23 protein-coding genes are annotated in these 19,831 nt (G+C 61.1%); 9 read left to right on the top strand and 14 right to left on the bottom strand.

The genetic code is table 11. The features are described 5' to 3' along the window. Positions 1 to 387: a winged helix-turn-helix domain-containing protein gene (locus H6M51_RS08895; protein WP_185809525.1), complete on the top strand. Its 387-nt coding sequence runs from the start codon at positions 1 to 3 to the stop codon at positions 385 to 387. Between the two features lie 4 nt (positions 388 to 391). On the opposite strand, the gene modC is transcribed toward H6M51_RS08895, so the two are convergent. The 4 genes from modC to H6M51_RS08915 all read right to left on the bottom strand — a co-directional run bounded on the left by modC (position 392) and on the right by H6M51_RS08915 (position 5,278). Further along, complete coding sequence (gene modC / locus H6M51_RS08900) at positions 392 to 1,477, bottom strand: molybdenum ABC transporter ATP-binding protein (protein WP_185809526.1); 1,086 nt, start codon at positions 1,475 to 1,477, stop codon at positions 392 to 394. Further along, positions 1,477 to 2,178, bottom strand: coding sequence for a molybdate ABC transporter permease subunit (modB, locus tag H6M51_RS08905; RefSeq protein WP_185809527.1), 702 nt, complete (start codon positions 2,176 to 2,178; stop codon positions 1,477 to 1,479). Before modB ends, modC begins: the two co-directional genes overlap by 1 nt. Before the next feature lie 23 nt (positions 2,179 to 2,201). Further along, on the bottom strand, positions 2,202 to 2,999 hold the full coding sequence (gene modA, locus H6M51_RS08910) for a molybdate ABC transporter substrate-binding protein (RefSeq protein WP_185809528.1): 798 nt from the start codon (positions 2,997 to 2,999) through the stop codon (positions 2,202 to 2,204). Between the two features lie 95 nt (positions 3,000 to 3,094). Further along, positions 3,095 to 5,278, bottom strand: coding sequence for a DUF1217 domain-containing protein (locus tag H6M51_RS08915; RefSeq protein ID WP_185809529.1), 2,184 nt, complete (start codon positions 5,276 to 5,278; stop codon positions 3,095 to 3,097). Positions 5,279 to 5,631: 353 nt separating this feature from the next. On the opposite strand from H6M51_RS08915, the gene H6M51_RS08920 reads away from it, so the two are divergent. Continuing rightward, positions 5,632 to 6,198 (top strand): DUF6101 family protein, encoded by a 567-nt coding sequence (locus tag H6M51_RS08920; RefSeq protein WP_185809658.1) that lies wholly within the window; start codon positions 5,632 to 5,634, stop codon positions 6,196 to 6,198. Between the two features lie 133 nt (positions 6,199 to 6,331). Here the strand turns inward: H6M51_RS08920 and ubiA are convergent, their stop codons facing one another. Next, positions 6,332 to 7,285 (bottom strand): 4-hydroxybenzoate octaprenyltransferase, encoded by a 954-nt coding sequence (gene ubiA, locus H6M51_RS08925; RefSeq protein WP_185809530.1) that lies wholly within the window; start codon positions 7,283 to 7,285, stop codon positions 6,332 to 6,334. Between the two features lie 81 nt (positions 7,286 to 7,366). Further along, the gene (locus tag H6M51_RS08930; protein ID WP_185809531.1) at positions 7,367 to 8,164 is read right to left on the bottom strand and encodes a MipA/OmpV family protein; all 798 of its coding nucleotides are present in this window, start codon (positions 8,162 to 8,164) and stop codon (positions 7,367 to 7,369) included. Positions 8,165 to 8,464: 300 nt separating this feature from the next. Between H6M51_RS08930 and H6M51_RS08935 the strand changes: the two genes are divergently transcribed. The 3 genes from H6M51_RS08935 (at position 8,465) to H6M51_RS08945 (ending at position 12,085) form a co-directional block, all read left to right on the top strand. After that, positions 8,465 to 9,352, top strand: a complete 888-nt coding sequence (locus tag H6M51_RS08935; protein ID WP_185809532.1) for a branched-chain amino acid aminotransferase — start codon at positions 8,465 to 8,467, stop codon at positions 9,350 to 9,352. Positions 9,353 to 9,437: 85 nt separating this feature from the next. Continuing rightward, positions 9,438 to 11,546: a S9 family peptidase gene (locus tag H6M51_RS08940; RefSeq protein WP_185809533.1), complete on the top strand. Its 2,109-nt coding sequence runs from the start codon at positions 9,438 to 9,440 to the stop codon at positions 11,544 to 11,546. 221 nt (positions 11,547 to 11,767) lie between these two features. Continuing rightward, positions 11,768 to 12,085, top strand: coding sequence for a hypothetical protein (locus H6M51_RS08945; RefSeq protein ID WP_185809534.1), 318 nt, complete (start codon positions 11,768 to 11,770; stop codon positions 12,083 to 12,085). Positions 12,086 to 12,152: 67 nt separating this feature from the next. Here H6M51_RS08945 and H6M51_RS08950 read toward each other — a convergent pair whose 3' ends face one another. Then, entirely contained in the window at positions 12,153 to 12,884 is a 732-nt protein-coding gene (locus H6M51_RS08950; RefSeq protein ID WP_185809535.1) for a cation transporter, read from the bottom strand. Between the two features lie 83 nt (positions 12,885 to 12,967). Here H6M51_RS08950 and H6M51_RS08955 point away from each other — a divergent pair, with 83 nt between their 5' ends. Next, on the top strand, positions 12,968 to 13,381 hold the full coding sequence (locus tag H6M51_RS08955) for a helix-turn-helix domain-containing protein (protein WP_185809536.1): 414 nt from the start codon (positions 12,968 to 12,970) through the stop codon (positions 13,379 to 13,381). Positions 13,382 to 13,391: 10 nt separating this feature from the next. Beyond that, entirely contained in the window at positions 13,392 to 13,850 is a 459-nt protein-coding gene (locus H6M51_RS08960) for a cupin domain-containing protein (RefSeq protein ID WP_185809537.1), read from the top strand. An 8-nt stretch (positions 13,851 to 13,858) separates the two neighbouring features. On the opposite strand, the gene H6M51_RS08965 is transcribed toward H6M51_RS08960, so the two are convergent. Then, positions 13,859 to 14,218: a transcriptional regulator gene (locus tag H6M51_RS08965; protein WP_185809538.1), complete on the bottom strand. Its 360-nt coding sequence runs from the start codon at positions 14,216 to 14,218 to the stop codon at positions 13,859 to 13,861. After that, on the bottom strand, positions 14,199 to 14,498 hold the full coding sequence (locus H6M51_RS08970) for a DUF6516 family protein (protein WP_185809539.1): 300 nt from the start codon (positions 14,496 to 14,498) through the stop codon (positions 14,199 to 14,201). Before H6M51_RS08970 ends, H6M51_RS08965 begins: the two co-directional genes overlap by 20 nt. 260 nt (positions 14,499 to 14,758) lie before the next feature. Between H6M51_RS08970 and H6M51_RS08975 the strand changes: the two genes are divergently transcribed. Together H6M51_RS08975 and H6M51_RS08980 are read left to right on the top strand one after the other, a co-directional pair. Continuing rightward, on the top strand, positions 14,759 to 15,250 hold the full coding sequence (locus H6M51_RS08975; protein WP_185809540.1) for a GNAT family N-acetyltransferase: 492 nt from the start codon (positions 14,759 to 14,761) through the stop codon (positions 15,248 to 15,250). A gap of 30 nt (positions 15,251 to 15,280) precedes the next feature. Then, positions 15,281 to 15,850 carry a DJ-1/PfpI family protein gene (locus tag H6M51_RS08980; protein WP_185809541.1) on the top strand — a complete coding sequence of 190 codons (570 nt, stop codon included), beginning with the start codon at positions 15,281 to 15,283 and terminating at the stop codon, positions 15,848 to 15,850. A gap of 18 nt (positions 15,851 to 15,868) precedes the next feature. Here the strand turns inward: H6M51_RS08980 and H6M51_RS08985 are convergent, their stop codons facing one another. The 5 genes from H6M51_RS08985 to H6M51_RS09005 form a co-directional block, all read right to left on the bottom strand. Further along, a complete protein-coding gene (locus tag H6M51_RS08985; protein ID WP_113460664.1) occupies positions 15,869 to 16,093 on the bottom strand; it encodes a hypothetical protein in 225 nt (74 codons plus the stop codon). 76 nt (positions 16,094 to 16,169) lie between these two features. Further along, the gene (locus H6M51_RS08990) at positions 16,170 to 17,087 is read right to left on the bottom strand and encodes a cytochrome c (RefSeq protein ID WP_185809542.1); all 918 of its coding nucleotides are present in this window, start codon (positions 17,085 to 17,087) and stop codon (positions 16,170 to 16,172) included. Positions 17,088 to 17,176: 89 nt separating this feature from the next. Further along, entirely contained in the window at positions 17,177 to 17,620 is a 444-nt protein-coding gene (locus H6M51_RS08995) for a cytochrome c (RefSeq protein WP_185809543.1), read from the bottom strand. Positions 17,621 to 17,765: 145 nt separating this feature from the next. Continuing rightward, positions 17,766 to 18,662, bottom strand: coding sequence for a metallophosphoesterase (locus H6M51_RS09000; protein WP_185809544.1), 897 nt, complete (start codon positions 18,660 to 18,662; stop codon positions 17,766 to 17,768). Positions 18,663 to 18,726: 64 nt separating this feature from the next. Next, entirely contained in the window at positions 18,727 to 19,797 is a 1,071-nt protein-coding gene (locus H6M51_RS09005) for an AI-2E family transporter (RefSeq protein ID WP_210314781.1), read from the bottom strand. Between the last annotated feature and the right edge of the window lie 34 nt (positions 19,798 to 19,831).

Consider the following 19,831-nt stretch of genomic DNA (forward strand, 5'->3'; position numbering starts at 1 on the left):
ATGACCGACGCCCCTCGCCTCTCGCTCCGGATCGATCTTTCCAACGGTGCGCGGCTGGGTCCGGGCAAGGCGCAACTGCTGGCACTGATCGAGGAACATGGATCGATCCGGGCAGCGGGCGCCGCGATGGGCATGTCCTACAGACGGGCCTGGCTTTTGGCCGACGAGATCAACCGGATGTTCAAGGAGCCGTCGATCTTCACCCGTCACGGGGGGAAAAGCGGCGGTGGCGCGGGTCTGACGCCGTTCGGCGAGACGCTGCTCGAGGCGTGCCGGCGGATGGATGCGGAGAGCCGCAAGGCTCTCTCGACGGATCTCGACTGGCTTCAGAGCATGCAGGCTGCGGATTTTGTGGCCGAAGGGCGGAAGGCCGACGACGAAGGCTGACGGCTCAGCCTTTGGCCTGGCGAAACAGACCTTCCGAAGCGATCGACACCGTCTTGAAGAGCAGGTGCACCGGTTTGCCGGGGGAAAGCGCCAACTGGCGCAGCGATCGTCGGGTGACTTCGGCGACAAGCGTCTGGCCCTGGCAGTCGACGGTGACGGTCGCGCTGGCGCCCGTGCCCTCCCCGATCTCGACGACTTGACCGGAGAGGCGATTGAGCGCCGAGAGGCCGGCTCCTGCCTCCGTCGCGATGACGATATCGGAGACGGGCACGAAAACGCGGACGCGGGTGCCTGTTGGCAAATGGGTTTGTCGCAGCAGGATCGGGCCGGCTTGCGACAGGGCTTCCGTCAGGCCGTCGTCTTCGTGGTGGGCGGTGATCTCTGCCTCGATGAAATTGCCGGCCGGCAGGTCGCCGGATGCACGGGCTACGGTCGCCAGGGCTTCGTCGGGACGACCGACGGCGCGGGCTTTCCCATGGTCGAAGGTGACCACCGCATTGGCGAGGCGCGCGACCTCCTCGACGGAATGGCTGACATAGAGGATCGGCACGCCGAACTCGTCGCGGATACGCTCGATATAGGGCAGGATCTGCGCCTTCAGCGCAGCGTCGAGGGCCGAAAGCGGTTCGTCCATCAAAAGCAGCTTCGGGCTTGCCATCAGGGCACGGCCGAGCGCGACGCGCTGCTTTTCGCCGCCGGAGAGATGGGAGGGCCGGCGGGCGAGCAGATCGGTGATGCCCAGCAGCGAGGAGATGCGCGTCAGATCTTCGCGGCGCTCGGCTCTCGGCAGCAGGCGTTCGCCGTAGCGGAGGTTTTGCAGCACAGTCAGGTGCGGGAAGAGGCGGCCCTCCTGAAAGACGTAACCGATGCGGCGGCGATGCGGCGGCAGGAAGGTCGAGGCGTCACTCCAGGTCTCGCCGTTGAAGGCAATGCGCCCTTCCTCAGGCCGGATCAGACCGGCAACCGCGTTGATCAGCGTCGTCTTGCCGGAGCCCGAGGCGCCGAAGAGGGCGGTCAGCCCCTCGCCGAGCGTGAGATCGGCTTGAAGCGTGAAGTCACCCTGACGATGGCGGATGGCGAGTTCCAGCATCAGGCAGCTCCCATGCGAGCCGCGATACGGCGCGACAGGAATTCGGAAGCGATCAGGGCGCCGAGCGAGAGGACGATGGAAATCAGCGTCAGGCGCATGGCGGCGACATCTCCGCCGGGCACCTGGGTATAGGTGTAGATCGCCGAGGCGAGCGTCTGGGTTTCGCCCGGGATGTTGGAGACGAAGGTAATCGTCGCGCCGAACTCGCCCATCGACTTGGCGAAGGCGAGGATCGCGCCGGCGGCAATGCCGGGCAGGATGAGCGGCAGGGTGACGGTGAAGAAGACGTAAGGCGGTGGGGCGCCGAGTGTGGCCGCGGCCGCCTCCAGCTTTCGATCCACGGCATCGAGCGACAGGCGGATGGAGCGGACGAGCAGTGGAAAGCCCATGACGGCTGCGGCAAGCGCGGCACCCGTCCAGCGGAAGGAGAAGACAAGGCCGAAGGTCTCGTCCAGGAAAGCGCCGACCGTGCCCCGCCTGCCGAAGGTGATCAAAAGCAGGTAGCCGGTGACGACAGGCGGCAGGATCAGCGGCAGGTGGACAAGGCCGTTCAGAAGCGACTTGCCCCAGAATTCCTTGCGCGAGAGCAGCCAGGCGACCAGCAGTCCCAACGGCAGCGAGAAGGCCACGGCTACAGCCGCGACCTTCAGGCTCAAGAGCATCGCGGTCCATTCTTCGGCCGTCAGGGTCAAAACGGGCATCCCGGATGCAAATTGGGGCAGGTTCAGTTGGTCTTGGCCAGCACGGTAAAGCCGGCGGCGGTGAAGATGGCATGGGCATCGGCACCCTGCAAGTAAGCCAGGAATTCCGCCGCGCGCGGGTTCTTGCCGTCCGTGGTCAGGGCGACGGGATAGACGATGGCGGGATGGCTCGCCTCCGGAAACGTATCGACGACCTTGACCGAGGGATCAACCCTGGCATCGGTCTCGTAGACAATGCCGAGCGGTGCCTCGCCACGGGAGACGAGCAGCAGGGCGGCGCGGACATTTTCCGCCTGTGCGACCTTGTCCTTGACGCTTTCCCAGACGCCGAGGTTTGTCAGCGCCGCCTTGCCATATGTGCCGGCCGGGACCGCATCGACATTCGCCATGGCGAGGCGCTCATCGCCAAGCAGGGTTGCCAGCGGGAAGTTTGGCGCGATGGCCGTCGTAACGGCCGAGTCCTTCGGAGCGACCAGCACAATCCGGTTGCCGAGCAGATTGACGCGGGTGTCCGTCTTCACCTTGCCGGCCTTGTCCAGATGATCCATCCACTTGAGATCCGCCGAGATGAAGACATCGGCCGGGGCGCCCTCCTCGATCTGTTTGGCAAGCGCCGAACTGCCGGCAAAGGAGAAGGTGACGTCCGCGCCGCCTGCGGCCTTCCAGGCGGCGGCAATCTTCTCGGCGCTCTCCTTCAGGCTGGCGGCGGCGAAAACGGTCACCGGCTCTTCGGCACGGGCGGCGGAGGAAAACGAACCACCGACTGTGAGCGCCACGAGTGCGGCAAGAGCAAGGGTGGCATTTCTCAAGGTGCGGTCCATGTTTCTCTCCCCTTCGATATATCCCGATGGATATATCGATAGCCAAAAACAAACCCGCCGACAAGATGCCGGCGGGTTGGTCGACGTCCTCTCGATCAGGCCTTGAGCTGCGAGAGGCTGAACAGCAGGTCGGCGGAGATGCCGCCGCGACCACCGCTCAGAATGGTGGACGCCGGGGAACTGGCAACACTGTTCTGTGTGTCGTACATGGCGGTGTAACGCTGCAGGAGGCGCTCCAATTTCTTTGGATCGCGCAAATCGGCAAGATTGAGTTTTTCCTTAATGATGCGCGCCTGCTGGTCGACATTCATCTTGGAGAAATCGTCAGTGAAGCCGAAGGTCGTTCGGAAGACGGCCATCAGAGCATCGTCGGCGATCATGCCGAAGGCATCGGTGATGGTGGGTGCCGTGCGCTGGAAGTAGAGCGCCAGGCGGACGGCCTGGTTGCTCGCGCCTTCTGACTCTTCGAGCGTCTGGCGGAGGTATTTGTTGACGGTTTCAATGGTTTCGCCGCGCTGCTGGATCGTGCCCATAGTCTGGCGGGTCAGGTTTCCCTTGGCATCGAAATTGAAGGAAGCGACAAGCTCGGCCCAACGACTGTCGGCCTGCTGATTGACGAAGCTCTTGCGGTCGGAGAGATCCGATGCGAAGGCCTTCTTGAGGAAATCGTCATTCACGGTCTTCGGATCAAGGCCATAGGCGCTGATGACGACGTCGAGAACCTTGCGGTCGGCCAGGAGTTCCTTGACCGTGGTGATCGACTGGATGCGCTGCTGATAGACCTCCGCCTTCTTGGTGGCGGCTTCCTGGGCGGCCTTCTTCTCGTTGGCACCAAGGAAGCGAACCTCGTTGATGACGAACTGCTTGGCGATCATCGTCGCCGTCAGCGTGTTGTGCGGGGCAAGCGGCACGGCGGCATTGCCTTTGCTGTCGAAGTTGAAGAGCTTCGACATTTCGATCAGACGGCTGTCCTTCGACTTGTTTGCAAAGCTGTTGGGATCGGTGAAATCGCTGGTCAGAGCGCGCTTCAAGTCACGGTCCGAGAATTCGTTTGCCTCAAAGCCAAAAGTACGCTGGAGCACGAGCCGCGTCGTGACGTCGGACAGGAGGTCATCGACTTTCTTGACCTCGTTCATCCGCGTCTTGAAGAGATTGATCAGATTGGTCTTCTGCTCCTGGTCCGCATCGTCATAGTAGGTCGCAAAGCCGGAATTCGTGGAGGCGAGCTGGGTGGATCCCTGCGCGGTCATGCCGGACTTAACGGAGCCGTCACTGGCGAAGTTGAACTGGCCAGCAAGCGCTACCCATGCGTTGCCACCATTTGTGGCAGCATAGCTGGACGGATCGGAGGTATCGCTGGTGACGATCTGCTTGAAGGTGCTCGCGGCCATGAAGCCCAGCTGGTAAGCGGTCTTCACATATTTGAACAGCCGCTCGTCACTGGTCAGCTGGTCGACGCTGGTGATCGACCCGATCTTGGACTCGTAATAGGCGCGCTCGCGCTGGCGATAAAAATCGGTGGCGTAGGTCTGCTCTTCCTCGACATACAGCGAGACCGTCGCCTCCTTCTGCGCGGCCGTCTGGGCGGTGGCACCGGACAGCGTCCCATCTGCATTGAAGTCGAAGGCTTGAGCAAGCTTCAGGAAACTCGCGGCACCGGCAGAGCCATTGGCCACAAGTTGATTGACATAGCTGTTCGGATCCGCGGTGTCGCTGGTCAAGACCTTCGTGAGATGATCCTTGGTGTAACGGTTGCCATCGATGCCGTAGGCGTCGGACAGGAAACTCATCAGGCGGCTGTTGTTCACCAGATCATTGACATTGGTCACCTTGTCGATGACCGCCTCGTAGTAGAACGCTTCCGTCTGAAGGGATTCGTTCTTTCCCGCGAGCGAGGTTGCATATTGTTTCAGCAGTTTGTCCTGCTGCGCATCGGTTTGCAGGTCGGCCTTCCCGGCCGTAAACTGGAACGAGGCGGCGAATTTGCGATAGCGCTCGTCACTCAACCGGTTGGCAAAGCTCTTTTCGTCCGAAAGATCGCTCTCCAGCACCTTCTTCATGAAGGCCTTCGCATAGGTGAACTCTTCCAGACCATGCGCCTTCATGGCGTATGAATAGAGCTGGTAGTTGTTGAGAAACTCGTCGACCGTTTTGACCTTGCCGATGTTCTCTTTGAAATAGGCCGTCTGGCGCGTGACGATGGGATCCGAGGCCGCGCGATTGAGGCTGGCCTTGATGTCACGATTGACAAGATTGTAGCTCAAATAGGTCGAGACCATGAGAAATTCCTGAAAAACGGATCGCGCGCGAATCACACTATGATGCACAATCCTTGCCTTAAGCTTTATGAAATCGTGAAGAAGCCGAAGGTCTAAACGCAGCCCCGGACTGCTCAGGGCCCCTCTTGAAGCGCTTCACGTATCAGGCCGGAACAGAAGCATCACGGTTTTCACTTTTTCGAAACCGTGACCGGTACGACAAAACTAACCATTTGACCGCGCAAGGTTTTCTTTACCGCATCTTTTAAGCTGTCTCCAACAGGCCGCTGCCTATGTTGCCCTCACAGAGGACGAAAAGTCCCAAACAGACGAGCACATGACGCGCTCTCGGGTAAAACAAGGGTAGCATGAAGATGACGAACACGGTTTTGAAGCCAGCCTGGGCCGGCGCCACTCTGCGTCTGGATCCCTCGCGGTTCCCCCAGCAGGTTACGTATGCTTTGCGCGGCGCTCTGGGCGACGTCACAATCACGATTGACGAGCGCGGCGCCGTTCTGCGCAAGATCCTTCCCGGCAGCGGCCTGCCGCTTTCCTTCGCGCTTCCGACCCGCGCCTTCAAGGGTGTTGCCGCCCGTGCCATCGATCATGGCGACGGCGAGGTTACCGTTACGCTTGAACTGCATCACGAAGATCCGGATCTGTGCATTCCGCTGCTCGTCGCACATGATCTTTGCGACATCGCCGCCGACTGGCGCGGCTGGGCCGATGCCTTCCGCATTCCGATGCTGATGGTCGAAGCCGACGGCGTTGCCCGCCCGCTCGAGGAGCATCTCGGCGAGGTCCGTACCCGCGAGACGCAGCCGCGTCGCCGCCACTCCTATTTCGCCGAGCGTCGCCCCCGTTTCCTCGTGCGCCGCACGACAGGCAAGCTCGGTGTAACCATGAAGATTTCCGGAAAGGAAATCATCGCACGCAACTGATTTCGTCCCAGGACTGAACATGCAGAAGGCCCGGAAGTCGACTTCCGGGCCTTTTGTTTTTGGGGGATATCGGCCGGCAACGTCTCGAAATGAAACGAAATCGGCGCCCGGTTTAGGTTGACCTAAGCGAAGTTCAGGCGAAGGGAATAGCAGCGACCAGGCCCAGGAAGATGATCAGGCCGACACGATTGTTCGACTTGAACAACTTCAGGCATTGGGCGCCGTCATCGATATCGAGAACCTTTATCTGCCAGGCGAAGAGGCCGGCTGCCATCAACAGACCGATCACGGCCGGGAAGGCGGCACCGCCTGCAAGGAAGGCCGACAGCAGGAGGACGAGCGTCAGTCCGTACAGTCCCGTCAGCCAGATCTTGGTGTCCTGACCGAAAAGGCGGGCGGTAGAGCGGACGCCGACAAGAGCATCGTCCTCGCGGTCCTGATGGGCATAGATCGTGTCATAGCCGATCGTCCATGCGACAGCGCCGATGTAGAGCAGGACCGCTGCGAGCGAAAGATTGCCATGCAGTCCTGCCCAGCCCATCAGGCCGCCCCAGGAAAATGCGAGGCCCAGGAAGAATTGCGGCCAGTCGGTGAAGCGTTTGGCAAAGGGATAGATCGCGACAACCGCGAGCGAGAGGATGCCGAGCACGATCGAGAAGGTGTTGAAGCAGAGAAGGACAGCAAGCCCGACCAGCGACTGGATGACCATGAAGATCTTGGCGTCGCGGCGGCTGATGCGACCTGACGGCAGGGGTCGCGAGCGGGTTCGGGCGACCTGATTGTCGATGTCGTGGTCGACGAGATCATTGTAGGTGCAGCCGGCGCCGCGCATAGCGACCGAGCCGATGAAGAAAAGCACGAGGTGGAAGACGAACAGGCCAACGCTCAGACGGTCTTCTGCGGCCAGCGCATTGGCCCCGAGCGCCGAAGACCAGAAGCAAGGCCACATCAAGAGTTGCCAACCGATGGGCCGGTCCCAGCGGGCAAGCTGGGCATGGGGCCAAAGCCATCGCGGCAGGATGCGATAGACGAAGTTGTCGGAGGGCGCGTCAATGACGCGATCGATGTTCGGCTCGGTGGTGCTCATGGGCAAACTGATAGAGCATGGGCGGTTGCAAGAAAACCGCCCGCCGTCGTTCGCCCGTTAAAATCGGCTGCGGCCTTTTCGTCAGTCGAAGCTGACGCCGAACCTGTAGCTCGCGGAGACACCGACCAGCAGCTGGTTTTCGCTGCCTTTCTGGCGGACCAGGCTTGAATCGGCTGCGGGACCCGCCAGCCGCTTGTATTCGGTGAAGGCGCTCATGGTGATCTTTTCGGTGGCGTTCCAGGTGATCGCACCGCCTGCACCATAGGAGGTGACGCCGCCGTCCGGACTATACTGGCTGAGGCCCGATGCGGCGGATTCGGCTGCGTCGACGCCGTAATAGGTCGTGGTATAGCCGCTGGTGGCAAAGGTCATCCGGGGACCGGCCGAGACCCTGAGGTCAGGGGCGATGTCGGCAAAGGCATCGACCGCGACATCGGCAACGAGGCCGTCATGGGCGCGGATGCCCTGACGGACTTCACCTCGGGCGCGCATCCAGTCGGTGACATAGACATCGGCGAAGCCGCCGAGCTCTGCCCCCCACTTCACCTCGGACAGACCGCGCAGCGCATCATCCGTCCCGGCATCCCGTGGACGCACGAACTTGCCGACGACGCCGGCGCGGAGCACGTCGGTGTCGTAGATCGCGACGGACGGATTGTCATTGCGGGAGGAGAAGCGCGGCGCGCCCCCACGACCAACGGAGATGATCGGCTGGAAGAACAGCTTGCGGTCCTTGGACCCTTCGAAGGTGGGTGCCGAAATCCCCGAGCCGCCCAGTGTGATGTACCAGTTGCCGGAAAAGAAGCCGTCGGCAAGCGCTGGCGAAGACCAAAGCGCCGACGATGCGGCAATAACAGCAGCAATACGCAGCCCGTTCATGAAGACCCCCAAGAAAACGCAGAACGAAAGACCCGAAGGCCGTGACTTCATCTTCGCTCAATATTTCAGGAATCGGTTACGGGACCTTTAACCACGTCACCATTGCCGTCGCCCCGCATCGCGGCCCATCAGCGACGCTGATCGATCCATCAGTCAAGCTTCTGGAATCACGGCGAAATCAGACAATCCTGGCGACACGTCGGCTATCGGGAGCAGATTTGTGTTTCGGGCGCGTGTTTCGCCTTGACCTTGCCCTCGTCGGCGACTTTCCTGCGGTGCAACGAGAACAGGAGACCCGCCATGGCTGTCGATACATCCGCCCGCACCCCCACCTTCACCTATGTCGACGGCGAGTGGTTTTCCGGCAATCCGCCGCTAATCGGACCGGTGTCGCATGCGATGTGGCTGGGCTCGACGGTGTTTGACGGCGCCCGCTGGTTCGACGGCATAGCGCCGGATCTCGACCTGCATTGCCAGCGCGTCAATCGCTCGGCCGAGAACATGGGCATGAAGGCGGTCATCGCGGCCGAAGAAATCGAACGCCTCGCCTGGGAGGGAATCGCCAAGTTCGACGGCAAGACGGCGATCTACATCAAGCCGATGTATTGGGCCGAACATGGCCAGATGGGCTCGGTCGTCGCGGCCGATCCGGAATCGACCCGGTTTGCGCTTTGCCTGTTCGAGGCGCCGATGCACACCGCCAAGCCCTCGTCGCTGACGCTCTCTCCCTTCCGCCGCCCGACGCCGGAATGTGCGATGACGGATGCCAAAACCGGTAGCCTTTACCCGAACTCCGGCCGCATGATCATCGATGCGCGCAAGCGCGGCTTCGACAATGCCCTGGTGCGCGACATGAACGGCAATGTGGTGGAGACCGCCTCCTCCAACGTCTTCATGGTCAAGGACGGGATCGTCTACACACCGGCTGCCAACCGCACCTTCCTTGCCGGGATCACGCGGGCCCGCGTCATGGGGCTGCTGCGCGAGGCGGGCTTCGAGGTGCGCGAGGCGACGCTATCAGTCGAAGACTTCATGAATGCCGACGAGATCTTCCAGACCGGCAATTATTCCAAGGTGGTCCCGGTGACGCGGCTCGATGACGCGCAGTTCCAGGAAGGTCCGGTAACGCGCAAGGCGCTGGAGCTTTACATGGACTGGGCAAAGTCGACCGCTGGTACCGACGGCTGATCTCCGGCCGGCGGCGCTTGATCGCGCAGCACCCTGTCTCTATCTCTCGGTCAGACCGCTGTTCCATTTCCCGGAAGGAAATCCCTTGTCCGTCTTCAAGAACCTGCCCTCCCCGCCCGCTGCCGCCAAGAAGCGCGTCACGGATACCCGCCACGGGATCACCCGCACGGATGATTATGCCTGGCTGCGCGCCGACAACTGGCAGGCGATGTTCAAGGATACCTCCATCCTCGATCCGGAAATCCGCTCCTATCTGGAGGCAGAAAACGCCTATATGGAAGCGGCGATGGCCGACACGAAAGAACTGCAGGGCCAGCTCTTTGCCGAGATGAAGGGCCGTATCAAGGAAGACGATTCGTCGATCCCGATGAAGGACGGTCCGTTTGCTTACGGGTCTGCCTTCGTTACCGGCGGCGAGCAGCCGCGCTATTTCCGCATTCCGCGCGACGGCAATCCGAAGGACGAGGCGATCCGCGACCTGCTGCTCGACGGCGACAAGGAGGCAACGGGCAAGGACTATTTCCGCCTGTCCGGCATCGACCACACGACTGACCACGCCTTCGGCATCTGGGGTTACGACGACAAGGGCTCGGAATACTACACGCTGCGGATCCGCGATCTCGCCACCAAGCAGGATCTCGATGACATCCTGGAAAATACCGCCGGTGGCGGGGTCTGGGCGCCCGACGGCAAGAGCTTCTTCTATACGCTGCAGGACGAGAACCACCGTCCGTCCAAGGTCTTCCACCATATCGTCGGCCAGCCGCAGGCCTCCGACCGGCTCGTCTACGAGGAGAAGGACCCCGGCTTCTTCATGGGCGTCGGCGGCTCGCTGCTCGACGATTTCATCTTCATCGACATCCACGACCACGAGACCTCGGAATATCGCCTGCTCTCGACCAAGGACCTGATGGCGGAGCCTGTGCTCGTCGCCGAACGCGAGGAAGGGGTCGAGTATTCGATGACGGAGGGCGGCGACGTCTTCTACATCCTGACCAATGCGGACGGCGCGAAAGACTTCAAGATTGTCGAGGCACCGGTGACGGCTCCTGGTAAGGAGAACTGGAAAGAGGTGGTGCCGCACGAGCCGGGCCGGCTGATCCTCAACCACATGGCCTTCGCTCGCCATCTCGTCTGGCTGGAGCGTCGCGAGGGCCTGCCGGTGATCATGATCCGTGACCGCAAGTCGGGCGAAGAGCATTCGATCGCCTTTGCCGAGGAAGCCTATTCGCTGGGGCTGCAGGGGGCTGCGGAATACGACACCGATGTCATCCGCTTCTCCTATTCGTCGATGACGACGCCCTCGCAGTTGTTCGACTACAACATGGCGACGCGCGAGCGTACGCTTCTGAAGACCCAGGAAGTGCCGTCGGGCCACAACCCCGGGGACTACGTTACCCGCCGGGTGTTTGCCGAGGCGCATGACGGCGAGAAGGTGCCGGTCACCCTGCTCTATCGCAAGGATACGAAGCTCGACGGTTCGGCGCCCTGCCTGCTCTATGGCTACGGCGCCTATGGCATCACCATTCCCGCCGGCTTCAACACCAATTGCCTGTCGCTCGCCGATCGCGGCTTCGTCTATGCGATTGCCCATATCCGCGGCGGCAAGGACAAGGGCTTCTCCTGGTATGAAGACGGCAAGATGGAAAAGAAGGTCAACACCTTCAAGGACTTCATCTCGGCCGCCGACCACCTGGTGAAGCAAGGCTTCACCGCTTACGACCGGATCATCGCCGAAGGCGGGTCTGCTGGCGGCATGCTGATGGGGGCGGTCGCCAACATGGCGCCGGAAAAATTCGCCGGCATCATCGCCGCCGTGCCCTTTGTCGATGTGCTGAACACCATGCTCGACGACACCCTGCCGCTCACCCCGCCGGAATGGCCCGAATGGGGCAATCCGATCGAGTCGGAAGAGGAATATCGCTGGATCGCTGCCTATAGCCCCTACGACAATGTCGAGAAAAAGCCTTACCCGCCGATCATCGCGCTTTCGGGCCTGACCGATCCGCGCGTGACCTATTGGGAGCCGACCAAGTGGATCGCGCGGCTACGCGCCACCGCGCCGGAGGCCGGTCCCTTCCTGCTCAAAACCAACATGGCCGCCGGCCATGGCGGCAAGTCGGGACGTTTCCAGCGGCTGGAAGAGATCGCGTTCGAATATGCCTATGCGATCAAGGTGGCGGGTAAGATGTGAGGCGGTGACCCCAGTCACATTCCGCAAGCATTGATGGGTGTGTTTTGGGCATTGCTTCGGCAATGCCTGAAATTGTCTTCGCTAAAATTCGCGATTCGTCGCGCCTACTTTCAGACGTTTCGTTTCGCAAGGCCCAATCGTCATAATGCGCCGCAGCACGCAAGCTTCGCGCAAGGTTGAATGGTTAACAAAAGGTTAATTCTTCAACCGGGGTGTCCGCCATGAGGATTGAAAGCGGCCTGAGCAGCTACTCGTATCAAAGCCGGCACGTGCCGAACACGGTCGGCACGGAGGATGCTGCACCCGAAACGGCAAACACCAATACGCCCCGCGCCAGCGGTGCCAGCACGTTTTCGAGCACGCTTCTCTCCAACCAGCTGGCCTCGGCTCTGTGGACCGTCGAAGGCTCGCGCAAGGCGATCGTTGATATCGGCAACAGCCAGAACCGGGATCGCCAGCCTGCGGATTCGCGGGTTCAGATGGTGGAAGCGGCCTATCGCGAATACGAAATCCCTCCTTCGCCCTATCAGGAATTCTGATCCGACGATGCGGTCAAGAAGGCCGGCCGGCATGAAGCCTGGCCGGCCTTCTTGCATCTGGAATCCTTCAGGAGTGTCGATGCGCGTGATCAGCACCGTGTCCGTGCTGAGCGTGACCATGGTCATGCCCCGCTTCGCAGGAAGCCTTTTCCGCCCCACAGCAGGACGATGACAAGGTGATCGCCTCGCCCGCCCTCCACTCGCTGTAACTCTGGCTGAGGATCTGGAAGGAAGAATTCAGAAAAAGGCCCGCCATGATGCCGGCGACGATCAGGTCGGGCCAGGCGGTGGCCGTCCCCCAGACGCCCAGTGCCGCGATCATGACGATGACATTGCCGATCGCATCATTACGCGAGCAGAGCCAGACCGAGCGGACATTGGCATCGCCATCCTTGTAGGACATCAGAAGCAGAACGCTGGCGATATTGGCGGCGAGCGCGAGGAAGCCAACGGACCCCATAACAGGCGCCTCGGGTACCCCACCCTGAAAGACCCGCCAAATGGTAGAGCCAAAAACCCAGAGCCCCATCAGGAAGAGGCTTCCCCCCTTGGCAGCGGCCGCCAAGCTGCGGGTTTTGAGCGATGCTCCGATCACGGCGAGCGAAATGCCATAGGTCACGGCATCGGCGAAGAAATCCAGGGCATCGGCCTGCAGCGCCTGGGAACGGGCCATCTGTCCGGCGGTCATCTCGACGGCGAACATGGCGGCATTGATGGCAATCACCATCCAGAGCCGGCGTTTGTAGGTTTCGGACATGCCGTCGAAAGGGGCATGGTCATGGCCGCAGGCTGCACTCATTTCTCATTTCCTTCAGGTCTTGATGTGGTCACGCATCGACCTTAGGATCTCTAGTAACTAGAGGTTCAAGAGGTTTTTTTTCCATGTTTTCGATCGGAGATCTGTCGCGGCGCGCCGGGGTGAAGGTGCCGACCATCCGCTACTACGAGCAGATGGGGCTGATCTCGGCACCTGACCGCACCGAGGGCAACCAGCGCCGCTACGAGAAGACCGATCTCGAGCGGCTGACCTTCATCCGCCATGCGCGGGATCTCGGCTTTCCGATCGAGGCGATCCGGGAGCTCCTGACGCTCAGCCGCCACCCGGAAGAACCCTGTGAGAGGGCCGACCAGATTGCCCGGGAACAGCTGGAGGAGGTGCGCGAGAAGATCGTACGGCTGAAAAAGCTGGAGGCGGAACTCGCCCGCATCGTCTCGCATGCCGATTGTCATACGGTGGGCGATTGTTATGTGATCCGGGCGCTCTCCGATCACGGTCTTTGCGAACACGAGCATTGAGGAGCGCACCATGCCTGTCATCCGTCCGCAAGATGCGCCACTCGAAGAGGGCAAGGGCGAAGGATTGAATGACGAACTCGGACCCTATTCCGCTCGGCTGCTGTCCGATGCCGGTGGACTGACGCAATTCGGCGCCTTTCTCGAAACGCTGCCGCCGGGCTCCTTTTCCTCGCACAAACACTGGCATGAGCAGGAGGACGAGTTCGTATATGTGCTCTCGGGAAGGGTGATGCTGAACGAGGGTGATGCCCTGACCGAGATGCGGCCTGGCGCTGCAGCCACCTTCAAGGCGGGTGTCGCGGTCGGCCATCGGCTGGAGAACCGCTCGGACGAGCCGGCGACCTATCTGGTGGTGGGCACGCGATCGCCTGACGATGTGGTCCATTACGCAGACAAGGATCTGCTGCTGACCAAGGTGGGGTTCGAGAAGCGGCTGACGACGAAGACGGGGGTTAAGGTCGAGCGGTGAGCCGGCGCTTAGGCCGCCGACTCGATTTCGAACTCGAAGTGTATCCTGTCGTAGGGAAAAACCACGCCGTCATCTACCCTATCGATAACACCGCTCTTCAAGAGGGTGTCAAGATCGGCATGAACCGCCTTGAAGTCGCGACCGGCACGCCGCGCAACCTCCCGCATGGTCAACGGCCCCTGTCCTGTCATCAACTTAACGATCTCAAGCCTCTTGGGGGTCAAAATCCCATGCATCGCTTCCCAAGAGGGGAAACTCAGGCTGAACTCGCCGCGGGGAGCCGCCTGACCGGTAGCAGCCTTCATGGCATCGGCGAGCGCCTCCATCGTCTGCTCCAGACTTTCGATCTTAACCTTGAGCGTTGTCATCCAGCCATCCTTTCACGTCTGCAAGAAAATCCGCGGTCAACTGGTCGATGCCAATGAACGCGTAAGGAGCTTCAATGGCTCCGACATGCCGGTGATCGCCCTTCCCGGCCTCATTGTCATAACGCAGCACACATACGCCTTCTGAAACGAGGGCGAGGCTATATTTGAACTCATGAAGGCTACCCCGCACGGCAACCGGAACATGCCATATCAGTATCTCGACGAACACACCGTCGCACACAAAGCTGCGCATCCTCCGGATCAACGTCGCCTTCGCCATCCATCACCTCACGGCCGGTGATGGACATTACTCCATCAGCGGCTGTCCGAAAAGATCGCCGTTGACAATCGATCCAATCTGGCGCATCACAGCCGCCATGATCGACATTCGCGCAAACATCGCCTGCACGTATTTTTGGGCCTACCGGTAACCGGCGGCCCGACAAGATCACATTGTCAACAGGCCGCCGTCAGGCGGCCTTGTTGTTTTCCGGACGACTTTCCCCCTGACGGCACGAAACGAGACCAAGGGAAAGTGACATGACCGAAGATACAGATCTCACCCTGCCCCGCCCGCCGATCGTGGCGATCCGCCATGCCAAGCCGCGCGACCTGCCGCAGCTCAACGAGATGATTGCAGCTCTCTCGATGCATCTCGGTGACGCCTCGGCCATGACGCCGGAAGCGCTGGAGCGGGATCTTTTCGGCCCCATGCCATGGATTCAGGCCCTTGTTGCCGACAGTGGTGAAGACGGCCTGATCGGCTACGCCATCCTGGTGCCGCTCTACAAGGCGCAAGAAGGCAAGCGTGGCATGGAATTGCATCACCTCTTCGTCCGTGACGGCCAGCGCGGCAACGGCATCGGCCAGCATCTCGTCGACCGCGCCAAACAGATCGCGCGTGCATCGGGCTGCGACTTCCTCTCGGTTTCGGCTGCCACCGGCAATTTCGCCGCCCATCGCTTCTACGAGAACATGGACTTCGTTCCCCGACCGGTCACCGGCATGCGCTACCTGCAGACGCTGAGCTGATCCCAGCCTTCAAGCACGAGGAGACATCGGATGACCCGTATCGCGATTGCGCTTCAGAACGACTATGCCGACTGGGAGCCAGCCCTCCTGATGGCGGCCACCCGCTATTGGCTGGACTGCGAGGTTGTGACGGCGAGCCCGTATGGCAAACCGGTAACATCCATGGGCGGCCTGAAGGTGACGCCCGACATCGGCTTCGACGCGATTGATGCGGAGCGGTTCGACGCACTGATCATTCCCGGCGGCTATGCCTGGGAAAAAGGCGTGGCGTTCGACTTCACCGCGCTGGCGACGGCGTTTCGCGACGGAGGCAAGGTGCTTGGCGGGATCTGCGCGGCGGCGAGCGCTCTCGCTGCGACAGGCGTGCTGGATGGCGTGGCGCATACCGGAAACTCGCTCGCCTCGCACATGAAGTATCCCGGCTATCGCGGGGAGGCCCATTACGTGGACCAGCCCCAGGCCATTCGCGATACAAAGATCGTTACCGCAGCCGGCTCCGCGCCGGATACCTTTACGATCGAAGTGCTCAAGGCGCTTGATCTCTACGGGCCCGAAGCCGAGGAAGAACTCGCGATCTTCGCCGCCGAGCACCGGCGATAGGATGGAAATCTGAAAGCGTCAGTGCCTGACAGGCGGATTTTCCGACCATTTCTGCAGGGTCGTCTTGATCAAAATGAGTGCCGCCTGCTGGGCGTGGTCGCGTTCCCGCGGATCGACAATGGCAGAGAGGCGCTTTTCGAAAGCACGGACCGTTTCGTCCACCCAGCGATGCAGGGCCGGATCGGGATAGTTGTCGAGCAAGGACCGGAGCGCATTCTCCATTCGCCGGCGTTCGATGCTCATGTCCCCTCCGAAGTCATTTCGACGATGGGAAGATGACAGGCAAGGCTTGCGCGATGCTGAACAGGCCAGTGCGGTGTTACTGAACGGCGGGGATGGCCTTGAGATAGGCGGCGATCGCCTCACGATCGGCGGCTGTCAGTTCCGCCATGTTCTTCTGCACCTCGACCATGGAGCCACCGACGCTGTCGTAATCTGGCGTGAAACCAGTTGCGAGATAGGTGACGATGTCGCCTTCGCTCCAGGAGCCCATGCTCTTGGAGCCCGGCGTGATGTTGGGGATTGTCCCCTCGCCTTCCGGATTGGGTCCGCCGGCAAGCCACTGGCCGGCAAGGAAGCCGCCAAAGGCGTTGCGAGGCGTATGGCATTCGCCGCAGTGACCGGGACCCTCGACGAGATACTGCCCGCGCTTGACCATGTCGGAGGCATCTGCGAGCTCGACCCTCGGCGCGTCGTTGACGAACAGAAATTTCCAGCCGCCGAGCAGCACCCGCTGACTGAAGGGGAAACCGAGCTCATGCGACGGAGCCACGGCGTCGCTGGCCGGCAGGGTCTTCATGAAGCCATAGAGATCGTTGATGTCTTTAGGCGTCATCCGCGCATAGGAGCCATAGGGGAAGGACGGGTAAAGATGTTCGCCCTCACGTCCGACGCCGCGGGTCATGGCATCGCCGAACTCGGCCAGCGTCCAGGCACCGATACCCGCTTCGGGATGGGATGAAATGTTGGGAGCGTGGAACGTACCGAAATCGCTCTTGAGCGGTGCTCCACCGGACAGGACTAGACGCGCATCGCCCGTGGCACCTGCCGGCGCATGGCAGCTGGCACAGCCTCCGGCGAAGAAGACTTCCCGGCCATGGGTCAAATCGGGTTCGCCGAGATTGGCCCAAACCGAAGGGTCCTGGCGGGTCGGTGCGGTGATGAACAGGAAGGCGCCGAAACCGGCTGCTCCGAGCGCGACGAGGCCACCCAGCCCCTTGACCCAAGTCGATGCCATTTCCGGCCTCCGTTGATATTCTGTTTCCAACTTGAGGAAACGGAGTGGCGGGCGCGGCGGATCAGCCGATCTGCGCCCGCCGGGAAGCCTTAATTCTTCAGGCGGTAGGTCTGGTGACAGTCACCACAGGTGCTGCCAATGGCCTGCATGGCTGCGCCGACGCCAGCCTGGTCGGCCGGAAGGGCTGCGAGTTGCGCTTCGGCAGCGGCGGTAAGTTTGGCGGACTTTGCCTTGAAGTCGTCCATGTTCTGCCAGATCGCCGGTGCGGCCTCGCTGTCCATGCCTGTTTCGCTGCCGGCAGGGAAGTGATCCGGGAAGGTCTTGCTGACTTCAACCAGCGTGGTGAGTGCGGCCTTTACGGCTTCCGCGTCATAGGGTTTTTCACCCTTGGCAATGCCGCCGAGCGTGCCCATGGCACCACCGACCTTCTTCATCTCCTCCTGACGGACCACCTGCGGTTCGCCCGCAGCGATGGCTGCGGACACGCCAAGACAGATCGCCGCCGCAGCGGACAGAACGACTTTCAACTTCATCAGCTTTTCTCCAGAGTTCGGCCGGGCGCACCGGCGATCAGTTGCGGGCAATGCATGTTTGCAGGCTTGAGACAGACGATTGAAGTCACAAAGGAGTGATAAGTCCTACCCCAATCAACTTTCGGATATCTATGACGAATTCACGTCAGGCATCTGTCAGCGAATTGTCAGGGAAGCCGGCCGTTCGCTGCTTTTGCGGCGATAGATCAAGCCACCGATCGGGTTCGCGACCATGTCCGGCGATCTCGATCCGATCCTCGAACAGCGTGAGGACCGCGAAGGCATTGTCATGCTCCGTATCGACCATGCCGCAGAAGTTGACGAAATGCACACCATCCCGTTCGGCGTGTCCACCCGCATGATGATGGCCGCAAAGATAGGCTATGGCTGAAGACGACGAGACGACTGAGGTCGCCAGTTCTTCTGCACCCCACAACATGTGATCGGAGGAAGGATAGATCGGATAATGACCGAGAAGGATCACCTGCTCACCGGCGGATTCGGCTGCGGACAGACGCTCGGTGATCCAGGCTGCCTGGGCGGCGGAAATGCCGGCGTTCCACTCATAAGCGTTTTGCGCCCCGCTCGCTTTCAGTGCCTGCAGTCGCATCTCGGCTTCCTGCCGCCTTGGGTCTTCCGGCGCCGTGGAGAATAGCGAGATCTCGGTGCCGTCGGTGACGAGGAGGCGCAGGCCGTCGAAAACCAGTTCGTGATAGGGCGACGGCATCGAGAGCAATTTGTGGACCTGCGTCAAACGGTCTGGCTCGACCAGGAAGTCGTGATTGCCCGGCAGCAGGATGCGCGGCGCGTGGAGGGTGCCGAGGATATCGAGTGCAGCGGCGAAGTTTTCCCATCCCCGATCAATCAGATCACCCAGCACCACGACTGCATCGAGAGGCTGGCCGTTGAAGTGCTCCACTGCCTGGTGGAGCTTGTCGCGGGAGCGACAAAAATGCCGGTCCATCGTCAGGTCCGGTTCGAGATCTGCGTATTGGGGATCGGCAATGATGCCGAGCCGCAAGCGTGGGCGAGTCTGAGTCATGAATTCACCGCTTCCAATCTGGGCGGTGCATAGGGCCAGGCGATGACGGATGGATGACAGCCGCTCAGTCGGGCAGATTGGGCTGTATCCGGGTCTGCGGCATGATCCCCGCGTAAAGCGTCAGGCAGATCAGTGTCAGCGGCACGGCGAGCATGGCGCCGACGGCACCCCAGAGCCAGGTCCAGAAAACAATGGCGCCGAACAGCATGAAGGCATTCATCTGCAGCCGCTTGCCCATCACGGCTGGGATCAGCAGGTTTTCCAGCAGCCCGTTGAGCATGAAAAAGACGAAGGCGGGCATCAGCCCGAACAGCAGGCTTTCATGGGCCAGCAGGCCGCCAATGGCCATCGAAAGGGTCACCATGGCAATACCGAGAAACGGGATGAAGCTCAGGAGAAATGTCGCAACACCCCAGAGCAATGGTGTCCCAAGACCGCCGATCCAGGCAACCAGAGCCGCGACAACGCCGAAGAGGCCATAGACGATGACCGCCGTGGCGAAATAGTAGCCCAGCGCTTCCTCCACCTCGTTGAACAGGCGGATAGCCTTCAGCCGACGGGCGCGGTCGGAAAAGGCGCGGATCAGTTCCCGACGCAATGCCAGTCGGCAGGACAGGAAAAGCAGCAAGCCGGCGATGAAGATGAAAAGCTGGAGCAGGGCCGGCGTAACACCGGACGCGATGGTCGAGAGAATGGTACCGGAATTCTGCATCATCGCCTCCATGGAATCGGGGCCACGCGAAAGGATTGCCAGCGGGCGTTCCATCCACGCAATGCCTTCGAGATATTTGATTGCCCGGTTGACCATGTCGGGACCGCTTTCAATCAGCATGTTGACCGGAGTCCAGATGATGCTGATCAGCAGGAGAAGCAGGACGAGGAAGAGGCTCGAAAGGACAATGGCTGTCACCGTCGGGGGCATGCCGAGCTTGCCGAGACGATCCGCGGCGATACCCAGGATAAGCCCGACCACGATCGCCATGGTCAATGGGATCAGGATGAAGGAGGCCAGGTGCAGCGCAATCAGCGCGAAAATCACGAAAAGACCGATCACCGACCATGACACGACATAGTCGAGACCGGTCTTCTTGAAGCGCACCTTGCGGGAGGCGCTATGGCGGTGGCTGACTTGCATGTTCACCGGAGCAACTCCGATGCCACAGATGTTT

It is taken from the genome of Rhizobium sp. AQ_MP, from assembly GCF_014237835.1.
Classification (GTDB): domain Bacteria; phylum Pseudomonadota; class Alphaproteobacteria; order Rhizobiales; family Rhizobiaceae; genus Allorhizobium.

Coding starts and splice junctions, on each gene's coding strand:
- H6M51_RS09000 (WP_185809544.1), bottom strand. CDS start 18,662: ATGACTCAGACTCGCCCACGCTTGCGGCTCGGCATCATTGCCGATCCC.
- H6M51_RS08975 (WP_185809540.1), top strand. CDS start 14,759: ATGACCGAAGATACAGATCTCACCCTGCCCCGCCCGCCGATCGTGGCG.
- H6M51_RS09005 (WP_210314781.1), bottom strand. CDS start 19,797: ATGCAAGTCAGCCACCGCCATAGCGCCTCCCGCAAGGTGCGCTTCAAG.
- modA (WP_185809528.1), bottom strand. CDS start 2,999: ATGGACCGCACCTTGAGAAATGCCACCCTTGCTCTTGCCGCACTCGTG.
- modB (WP_185809527.1), bottom strand. CDS start 2,178: ATGCCCGTTTTGACCCTGACGGCCGAAGAATGGACCGCGATGCTCTTG.
- H6M51_RS08930 (WP_185809531.1), bottom strand. CDS start 8,164: ATGAACGGGCTGCGTATTGCTGCTGTTATTGCCGCATCGTCGGCGCTT.
- H6M51_RS08970 (WP_185809539.1), bottom strand. CDS start 14,498: ATGGCGAAGGCGACGTTGATCCGGAGGATGCGCAGCTTTGTGTGCGAC.
- H6M51_RS08935 (WP_185809532.1), top strand. CDS start 8,465: ATGGCTGTCGATACATCCGCCCGCACCCCCACCTTCACCTATGTCGAC.
- H6M51_RS08945 (WP_185809534.1), top strand. CDS start 11,768: ATGAGGATTGAAAGCGGCCTGAGCAGCTACTCGTATCAAAGCCGGCAC.
- H6M51_RS08985 (WP_113460664.1), bottom strand. CDS start 16,093: ATGAGCATCGAACGCCGGCGAATGGAGAATGCGCTCCGGTCCTTGCTC.
- H6M51_RS08980 (WP_185809541.1), top strand. CDS start 15,281: ATGACCCGTATCGCGATTGCGCTTCAGAACGACTATGCCGACTGGGAG.
- H6M51_RS08955 (WP_185809536.1), top strand. CDS start 12,968: ATGTTTTCGATCGGAGATCTGTCGCGGCGCGCCGGGGTGAAGGTGCCG.
- H6M51_RS08990 (WP_185809542.1), bottom strand. CDS start 17,087: ATGGCATCGACTTGGGTCAAGGGGCTGGGTGGCCTCGTCGCGCTCGGA.
- H6M51_RS08965 (WP_185809538.1), bottom strand. CDS start 14,218: ATGACAACGCTCAAGGTTAAGATCGAAAGTCTGGAGCAGACGATGGAG.
- H6M51_RS08960 (WP_185809537.1), top strand. CDS start 13,392: ATGCCTGTCATCCGTCCGCAAGATGCGCCACTCGAAGAGGGCAAGGGC.
- H6M51_RS08920 (WP_185809658.1), top strand. CDS start 5,632: ATGACGAACACGGTTTTGAAGCCAGCCTGGGCCGGCGCCACTCTGCGT.
- H6M51_RS08915 (WP_185809529.1), bottom strand. CDS start 5,278: ATGGTCTCGACCTATTTGAGCTACAATCTTGTCAATCGTGACATCAAG.
- H6M51_RS08950 (WP_185809535.1), bottom strand. CDS start 12,884: ATGAGTGCAGCCTGCGGCCATGACCATGCCCCTTTCGACGGCATGTCC.
- H6M51_RS08895 (WP_185809525.1), top strand. CDS start 1: ATGACCGACGCCCCTCGCCTCTCGCTCCGGATCGATCTTTCCAACGGT.
- ubiA (WP_185809530.1), bottom strand. CDS start 7,285: ATGAGCACCACCGAGCCGAACATCGATCGCGTCATTGACGCGCCCTCC.
- modC (WP_185809526.1), bottom strand. CDS start 1,477: ATGCTGGAACTCGCCATCCGCCATCGTCAGGGTGACTTCACGCTTCAA.
- H6M51_RS08995 (WP_185809543.1), bottom strand. CDS start 17,620: ATGAAGTTGAAAGTCGTTCTGTCCGCTGCGGCGGCGATCTGTCTTGGC.